Genomic DNA, 6,532 nt, shown 5'->3' with positions numbered 1-6,532 from the left:
GCCGATCCGGCGGCGTCGGTAGCAGTTTTCGCCGCGCCGCGCGCCGCGCCGGTCGCCTGACCGCGGATCGACTGAGCCTGACCGCGGGCCGTCGTCACCGCGCCCTGGGTCGAACCGCGCGCCTTACCGGCAGCCTGGCCGGCGAGGCTGCCAGCCTGGTCGGTGCCGATGCCCTGCAATCCGACGCTGGCATTCTTGCTGCCCGAAGCGCTGCCCGAGGCCGAATTGCTGAGATTCGCCGCCTGGCCGAGGCCGGTCGCGCTGGTCATCGACGAGGCTGCGCCGGTGACGGTGCCGGCCAGGCCGACGTCGCCGCTGGCGCTGCCGCTGCGGGTGTCGACCGACTTGCTGGCGGTGGCGCTGCCGCTGCCCGAAACCGAGCCGGCGACGCTGTTGGTCACCGAGCCGAGCGTGCCGTTGACATTGCCGAGGCTGCCAAGCGACCCAGTCAGCGAGCCGGAACCGCCGACAGCGCCATTGACCATGCCGCCGACCGCGCCACCGACGCCGCCGAGCAGCTGGGCCTGGGCGGGGACGGCGGGGATCGCGAGGACGAGGGCGGTGAACGCCAGGTTGAATTTCGTCATTTGAGTACTCCCTTCAAAACAGGCCATTGCGGCCCTGCTTGTGGAGAACGATGGCGGTTGGCCGCTTCATCCCGATCGAAAATTATTTTGCGCCGACCACTTTTGGATCAATCCGGCACAGGTGGCAGATGATGCCGCGACCGACCTTGCCGCGGCCAGGCGCCGTTTCGGCACCGAGGTGGGCGATGCCGGCTTCGGCGATGCGTGCGGCGACGAGTGGAGCGGCGAAGCTGGTACCGCGCACGCGGGCATAGCCGTTACCGGGGAGGGCAGCAGCCATGTCTGCGCCGGGGGCGGCATAGTCGAGCTTCGCCGCGCGGCCCGCCTCGGGCAGGGCGCGGTCGTTGCGGTCGACGGCGGTAATCGCGAGGACGCCGGCGTAGGCTGCGGGATATTGTACCGGGGCCGCCGGGCCATCGTTGCCGACCGCGGCGACGAGAGGGATGCCGCGCCGGGCGAGGATCTGCGTCGCGCGTTCGAGCAGGGCGTTGGCCGGGCCGACCAGAGAGATACTGATGGCCGCCGGCTTTTTCGACGCCGCCCAGCCGAGCGCAGCGACGATCGCACTGGCCGATCCGGCGGCGGGGCTGCCGCCATAGACGTCGGCGACATACAGACGCGCGCCCGTTGCAGCGCCGCGAAATGGCCCCTGCTCGCCGACCAGCAGCGAGGCAATAGCGGTGCCGTGGCCGGTCGCTTTCGCGGTGCCGGCAAAGGCGCGCTGCTCGATCGCGGCGCGGGCCAGGCTGGGATGGGAAGCGACGCCACCGTCGATCATGGCGATGGCCGGGCCGCTGGCCGATCCCCCGGCAGCGAGCGCGGCGATGCTGGCCAGCAGTGAGCCGCCCGACGGTTCATAGACATGGTCGTAGTCCGCGATCAGGCGCGGCGCGGTCTGATGGAGGCGGCGGAGCGCCATGCGCACCCTCATGTTGCCGGGGACGGCCAGGGTGACGGTGGTCAGGCCGAGATCGCCATTGGTGTCGCGCCGCTCGACGCGGAAGCCGTCGGCGATAGCGCCTGCGAGCGAAGCGGGGTCGGGATCGACAGTGACCAGCACGCCGCGCCGGACCGGGTTACCGCGCTCATCCTGTTCGAGTTCGCGCTTGTGGGCCGAGACCAGCAAAGCGAGCCGCAGGCGGCGCAGATCGAGGAGCGAGGCGGCCGTAAGGGAGCCGATGGCGTCGGGCAGGGCAATGCGATCAAGCGACGGCGCGGTCGCTGTCTGTTGCTGCGCGGTCGATAGAAGCTGTTCGAGTGGCGCGCCAAGCGACGGCAACGCGCCGACCGCCTGGCCGATACCGCCGACCGCGGGCAGCGATGGCAGCAGTTGCGCGCCGACCGCGCCAGTGGCGAGCCCGGTGGTGACGATGCACGCAAACAGTCGCTGGCGGATGCTGGACATTTTTTGTTCCCTAATCGATTGTCAGGGATGAAACGAGCGGGGGCCGTCGTTTCATCCTCATGAGGTGCAATGACATCATCCTCCGAGTTCGACGCCGGGTTGGCGGAGCTGCTGCCGCGCTTGCGGCGCTTTGCGTTTGCGTTGGCGCGCGACGAAGCCGACGCGGACGATCTGGCCGCACAGACGGTCGAGCGGGCCTTGCGTTCGCGCCAGCAATGGCAATCCGGATCGCGTCTCGACTCCTGGGTCTATCGCATCGCCCGCAACCTGTGGATCGACGAGGTGCGCGCGCGGACGCGCCGGGCCAAGGTCGAAATGCCGCCCGAAGCCGGCGAGACGATTGGCCACGACCCACGCGCCGGGACCGACGCGGCGATCGACCTGCAACGGGTCATGGCCGCGATGGGGCGCTTGCCCGATGAGCAGCGTGAAGTGGTCGCGCTGATCCTTGTCGAAGGGTTCGGCTACCGCGAGGCGGCGGAACTGCTCGACCTTCCCATTGGCACTGTATCGAGCCGGCTGGTGCGCGGACGCCAGGCCTTGTTGGCCTTGTTAGGTGAGGAATGAGATGACCGACGAGATTGCGATCGAAGAGGGGCCGGAATTCTACGCATGGCTCGATGGCGAGCTGGCGCCCGAGGCGGCCGCGCGGATGGAGGCGAAGGTCGCCGCCGATCCGGCGCTGGCGGCACTGGCCGTGCAGCATCGCCGGCTTGGCGCGCGACTGCATGCGGCGTTCGATCCGATCGTCGCAGCGCCAGTGCCGGAGCGGATCGCGCGTGCCGGGCGCGGGGCCGAGGTGATCGATTTCGCAACGGCCAGGGAACGGCGATTCGGCCGACCGTCTCGGGCGATACAAGGCGCGGCGATGGCGGCGTCGTTGGCGATTGGACTGGTCGTCGGTGGCCAGTTGCGGGCACCAGCCGGGCCGGTGGCGTCGGAGGGTGGCAAGCTGGTCGCGTCGGCGGCGCTGGGCAATGCACTCGACGTGCAGCTGGCGAGTGCGCCGGCGGACGCGGGAGCGCGGATCGGGCTGACCTTCCGCGATCGGTCGGGGCATGTTTGTCGTAGTTTCAGCGACGGTGGTGCCAGCGGGCTGGCGTGCCGCGATGCCGGCAGGTGGCAGATTCGCGGATTATTCCAGGGCGCGGAAAGGCAGGGCGGACATTATCGCATGGCCGCCGGCCCGGACCCCCAGTTGATGGCGCTGATCGACCAGGCGATCGCCGGCGAGCCATTCGATAAGGCGAGCGAGCAGGCGGCGCTGAAGGCCGGGTGGAAGTAGCTTAGCCAGGCTGCGGCGGGTTTTCGGGCTCGAGCAGGCGGTGAAGGTGGACGACGACGTAACGCATCTCGGCGTCGTCGACGGTACGCTGGGCAGCGCCACGCCAAGCGTCCTCGGCGTCGGCATAATTATCGAACATGCCGACGAAATCGATCTTCGACAGGTCGGTGAAGTCCAACGCCTGCGGGTCCTTGACGCGGCCGCCGAAAACGAGGTGAAGCTTGCTCATACGGTCAGGGCTAGCACAGTCTCACTCGCTCGGGGAGCCCCTCGTCGGCGCTGCGCTCCACTAAGGGGATACGGGGTAGGTCGCCCTCAGCTTTTGAACAACTCGCGCAAGGATGATCCGGCGAGCTGGTCGACCTTGGCCTTGCTCGCCTCACGCGCCTTTTCGGCGACGGTGCGTCCGGCTTCGTTGAGGCGGTCGCCGGCGGGCTTGAGGAGGTCGCTTTCGCGGGTCGTCTGGGGCAGGAGCGCAGCGACGACAGCGCCGACGGCGATCCCGCCGACGAGCGCGATCAGCGGGTTGCCGGCGACCTGGGCAGTGGCACTGTCACCGAATTCGGCGAGGGTGGCGGCGGCGCGGTCGCGGAAGGCCGGGTCGGAAGGGGCGGGGTCATGCTTGGCCATGGTCATTTGCTCCTGATACGCTTGACTGTGGGGGTGGTTTTGCGAGGGGTTTTCGGTTTGGGTGCGGGCACGCGCTTCCGTGCAAAAACGGGGGCAGATTCTTCGCGGTCCTCAAACAAGCGGGCGACGAAGGCGAACAGCGGTTTGCGGGCGATCAGGGCGCCTGCACCAGCAACAACTCCGGCGGTCAGAAGCGGGCGCTCCTTGACCGCTGCCAAGGTCGATTCAGCAACTTCGCCGGTCTTGTCCTTGGCACCCTCCCAGGCGTTATGCGCGACGGCCTTGGGCGCGAGGCGGGCCTTGATCTCGTCGATCGTGGCCCACAGGTCGGCGCGGCGGGCGGCGACCTCTCCGCGCGCCGCGGCGATGCGGATGTCGGCCGCGCTCATGGCATGTCCTTCAGCCGAGCGAGCGCGACCTTAACCAGGATCGCGGCGGTGCCGCCAAGAATCAGGACTGTGATGAGTCCCGCCAGCGCCGGATTCATCAACTGGGCAAGACCGACGAACAAAGTCGCGACCAGCTCCAGCAGCGCGGCGTGACCGAGAAACAGCGCGGTCGCCAGCAAGGCGATCGGCAGTTTCCACGCGGTGGCCTTTTCGATCCCGATCGTGCGGTAGAGCGCGACCTCGGCGCGGAGCCAGTCGCCCGCCTGATCGCGGGCGCGACCGAACAGCCCGCCCAGCGTGTCGGCCGACTCGTCGGCCGGGGGATTGTTGCGTTGCAGCATCCTTGCCCCCGGCCGGTCGATCAGCCCTTGCGGTCCGTGCGGCTGTCGCCATCGAGACCCGATTTGACGACGCGGACCAACGCGAACCCGAGGATCGCGGCACCGGCGAGCGCGATGCCAGGCGACTTTTTCACGAAGGCGCGCGCATCTCCGATCAGCTCCTCGGCGTCCTTGCCGGCGAGGCTGGTCGCGGCCTTGTCGATCGCCCTCGCGGCGGAACGGGCATAGTCGCCATATTCATTGCCGAGCCGCTCATCGAGCGAGGATGCGGTGTCGCCGACCAACGCCGAGACGTTGCTGAGCGCGCCGCTCGAGCGTTCGATACCCTGGCTGACGAAGCCCATCGCCTTGTCGCTGGCCGTGCCGCGCAGCTTGTCGCTGCTTGTCTTGAGCGCTTCCTTGAAGCCGCCGCCGCTGGTGGGGGCGTCGGGCGTCGGACCGATCGCCTTGGCGAGATCGGTGCCGGCCATCTCGGCGTCGCTGACGATGGAGTCGGTGCCTTCCGGCAGGGTCGTGTCGGCCATGATACGCTTCTCCAATAGGGGTACTCGAGAGATGGGGTAGAAACACGCCACCGCAATAGACCGTTCCGCCGTTCGTCGAAACTTGTCGCGCGGGCGACCGGTCGATAGGGCACCAGCGTAACGAAAATCCGCAAGAGGTGCCAGTGACCGCCATCGTCGACATCCACGCCCGCATGATCCTCGACAGCCGGGGCAACCCGACGGTGGAGGTCGACGTACTTCTGGAGGATGGCAGCCTGGGCCGCGCGGCGGTGCCGTCGGGGGCGTCGACCGGGGCGCATGAAGCGGTCGAGAAGCGCGACGGCGACAAGAGCCGCTGGGGCGGCAAGGGCGTCGACAGCGCGGTCGCGGCGGTCAACGGCGAGCTGGCCGAAGCGGTCGTCGGCTATGAAGCCGAGGACCAGGCCGAGATCGACGCGGTGATGATCGAGCTCGACGGGACGCCGAATAAGGCGCGGGTGGGGGCGAACGCGATCCTGGGGGTCAGCCTGGCCACGGCGCGGGCGGCGGCGGATGCGCGCGGGCTGCCGCTGTATCGCTATGTCGGCGGAGTCGGGGCGGGCCTGTTGCCGGTGCCGATGATGAACATCCTCAACGGCGGGGCGCACGCCGACAATCCGATCGATTTCCAGGAATTCATGGTGATGCCGGTGGGGGCACCGTCGTTCGCCGAAGCATTGCGGTGCGGGGCGGAGATTTTTCATGCGCTCAAGAGCGAGCTTCACGCGAAGGGACTGAGCACCGCGGTCGGCGACGAGGGCGGCTTTGCGCCGAACATCGCCTCGGCGCGGGCGGCGTTGGACCTGATCGCGGAAGCGGTCGGCAAGGCGGGTTATTCGCTCGGCAAGGACGTGCTGCTGGCGCTCGACTGCGCCTCGACCGAATTCTTCAAGGACGGCGCTTATGCGATGACCGGTGAAGGACGGACGCTGTCGCCAGAGGAAATGGCCGCCTATCTCGCCGAGCTGGCCGCCGCCTACCCGATCGCGTCGATCGAGGACGGCATGGGCGAGGACGACATGGTCGGGTGGAAATCGCTGACGGACAAGATCGGCGACCGGGTGCAGTTGGTCGGTGACGATCTGTTTGTGACCAATGTCGAGCGGCTGGAACAGGGGATCAACGACGGCATCGCCAATTCGATCCTGGTCAAGGTCAACCAGATTGGCACGCTGACCGAGACCATCGCCGCCGTCCGTCTCGCCCAGTCGTCGGGTTACACTGCGGTGATGTCCCATCGGTCGGGCGAGACCGAGGATTCGACCATCGCCGACCTGGCCGTCGCGCTCGACTGCGGCCAGATCAAGACCGGCAGCCTGGCGCGGTCGGATCGCACGGCGAAGTATAACCAGCTGCTGCGGATCGAGGAGG

General features: G+C 68.3%; 10 protein-coding genes. 3 read left to right on the top strand and 7 right to left on the bottom strand.

Features of this window, described 5'->3' with window-relative positions:
* On the bottom strand, positions 1-587 hold a 587-nt coding region (locus RMN84_RS07130), incomplete at its 3' end, for a hypothetical protein (RefSeq protein ID WP_309611490.1).
* A gap of 82 nt (positions 588-669) precedes the next feature.
* Entirely contained in the window at positions 670-1,992 is a 1,323-nt protein-coding gene (locus tag RMN84_RS07125) for a S8 family serine peptidase (RefSeq protein WP_309611489.1), read from the bottom strand.
* 69 nt (positions 1,993-2,061) lie between these two features.
* Between RMN84_RS07125 and RMN84_RS07120 the strand changes: the two genes are divergently transcribed.
* Both RMN84_RS07120 and RMN84_RS07115 read left to right on the top strand, forming a co-directional pair.
* Positions 2,062-2,559, top strand: a complete 498-nt coding sequence (locus RMN84_RS07120) for an RNA polymerase sigma factor (RefSeq protein WP_309611488.1) — start codon at positions 2,062-2,064, stop codon at positions 2,557-2,559.
* A gap of 1 nt (position 2,560) precedes the next feature.
* On the top strand, positions 2,561-3,277 hold the full coding sequence (locus tag RMN84_RS07115) for an anti-sigma factor (RefSeq protein ID WP_309611487.1): 717 nt from the start codon (positions 2,561-2,563) through the stop codon (positions 3,275-3,277).
* A 1-nt stretch (position 3,278) separates the two neighbouring features.
* Here the strand turns inward: RMN84_RS07115 and RMN84_RS07110 are convergent, their stop codons facing one another.
* The 5 genes from RMN84_RS07110 to RMN84_RS07090 all read right to left on the bottom strand — a co-directional run bounded on the left by RMN84_RS07110 (position 3,279) and on the right by RMN84_RS07090 (position 5,161).
* The gene (locus RMN84_RS07110) at positions 3,279-3,506 is read right to left on the bottom strand and encodes a DUF4170 domain-containing protein (protein ID WP_309611486.1); all 228 of its coding nucleotides are present in this window, start codon (positions 3,504-3,506) and stop codon (positions 3,279-3,281) included.
* Positions 3,507-3,592: 86 nt separating this feature from the next.
* Positions 3,593-3,913, bottom strand: a complete 321-nt coding sequence (locus RMN84_RS07105) for a hypothetical protein (RefSeq protein ID WP_309611485.1) — start codon at positions 3,911-3,913, stop codon at positions 3,593-3,595.
* Entirely contained in the window at positions 3,910-4,296 is a 387-nt protein-coding gene (locus RMN84_RS07100; RefSeq protein WP_309611484.1) for a DUF3618 domain-containing protein, read from the bottom strand. Before RMN84_RS07100 ends, RMN84_RS07105 begins: the two co-directional genes overlap by 4 nt.
* A complete protein-coding gene (locus RMN84_RS07095; RefSeq protein ID WP_309611483.1) occupies positions 4,293-4,637 on the bottom strand; it encodes a phage holin family protein in 345 nt (114 codons plus the stop codon). The genes RMN84_RS07100 and RMN84_RS07095 overlap by 4 nt, the downstream gene beginning before the upstream one ends.
* 20 nt (positions 4,638-4,657) lie before the next feature.
* Positions 4,658-5,161, bottom strand: coding sequence for a hypothetical protein (locus RMN84_RS07090; protein ID WP_309611482.1), 504 nt, complete (start codon positions 5,159-5,161; stop codon positions 4,658-4,660).
* Positions 5,162-5,304: 143 nt separating this feature from the next.
* On the opposite strand from RMN84_RS07090, the gene eno reads away from it, so the two are divergent.
* Positions 5,305-6,532 (top strand): phosphopyruvate hydratase (gene eno / locus RMN84_RS07085; RefSeq protein ID WP_309611481.1); only part of this gene is annotated, 1,228 nt, incomplete at its 3' end.

This window comes from Sphingomonas sp. (assembly GCF_031380695.1).
In the GTDB taxonomy this organism is placed as follows: Bacteria; Pseudomonadota; Alphaproteobacteria; order Sphingomonadales; family Sphingomonadaceae; genus Sphingomicrobium.
Note: the sequence above shows the minus strand (reverse complement) of the source record. Positions and strands in the feature narration are given on the sequence as shown.

Bases quoted from the DNA above. Each gene is read 5' to 3' on its own strand.
- RMN84_RS07125 (WP_309611489.1), bottom strand. From the start codon at position 1,992: ATGTCCAGCATCCGCCAGCGACTGTTTGCGTGCATCGTCACCACCGGG.
- RMN84_RS07120 (WP_309611488.1), top strand. From the start codon at position 2,062: ATGACATCATCCTCCGAGTTCGACGCCGGGTTGGCGGAGCTGCTGCCG.
- RMN84_RS07115 (WP_309611487.1), top strand. From the start codon at position 2,561: ATGACCGACGAGATTGCGATCGAAGAGGGGCCGGAATTCTACGCATGG.
- RMN84_RS07110 (WP_309611486.1), bottom strand. From the start codon at position 3,506: ATGAGCAAGCTTCACCTCGTTTTCGGCGGCCGCGTCAAGGACCCGCAG.
- RMN84_RS07105 (WP_309611485.1), bottom strand. From the start codon at position 3,913: ATGACCATGGCCAAGCATGACCCCGCCCCTTCCGACCCGGCCTTCCGC.
- RMN84_RS07100 (WP_309611484.1), bottom strand. From the start codon at position 4,296: ATGAGCGCGGCCGACATCCGCATCGCCGCGGCGCGCGGAGAGGTCGCC.
- RMN84_RS07095 (WP_309611483.1), bottom strand. From the start codon at position 4,637: ATGCTGCAACGCAACAATCCCCCGGCCGACGAGTCGGCCGACACGCTG.
- RMN84_RS07090 (WP_309611482.1), bottom strand. From the start codon at position 5,161: ATGGCCGACACGACCCTGCCGGAAGGCACCGACTCCATCGTCAGCGAC.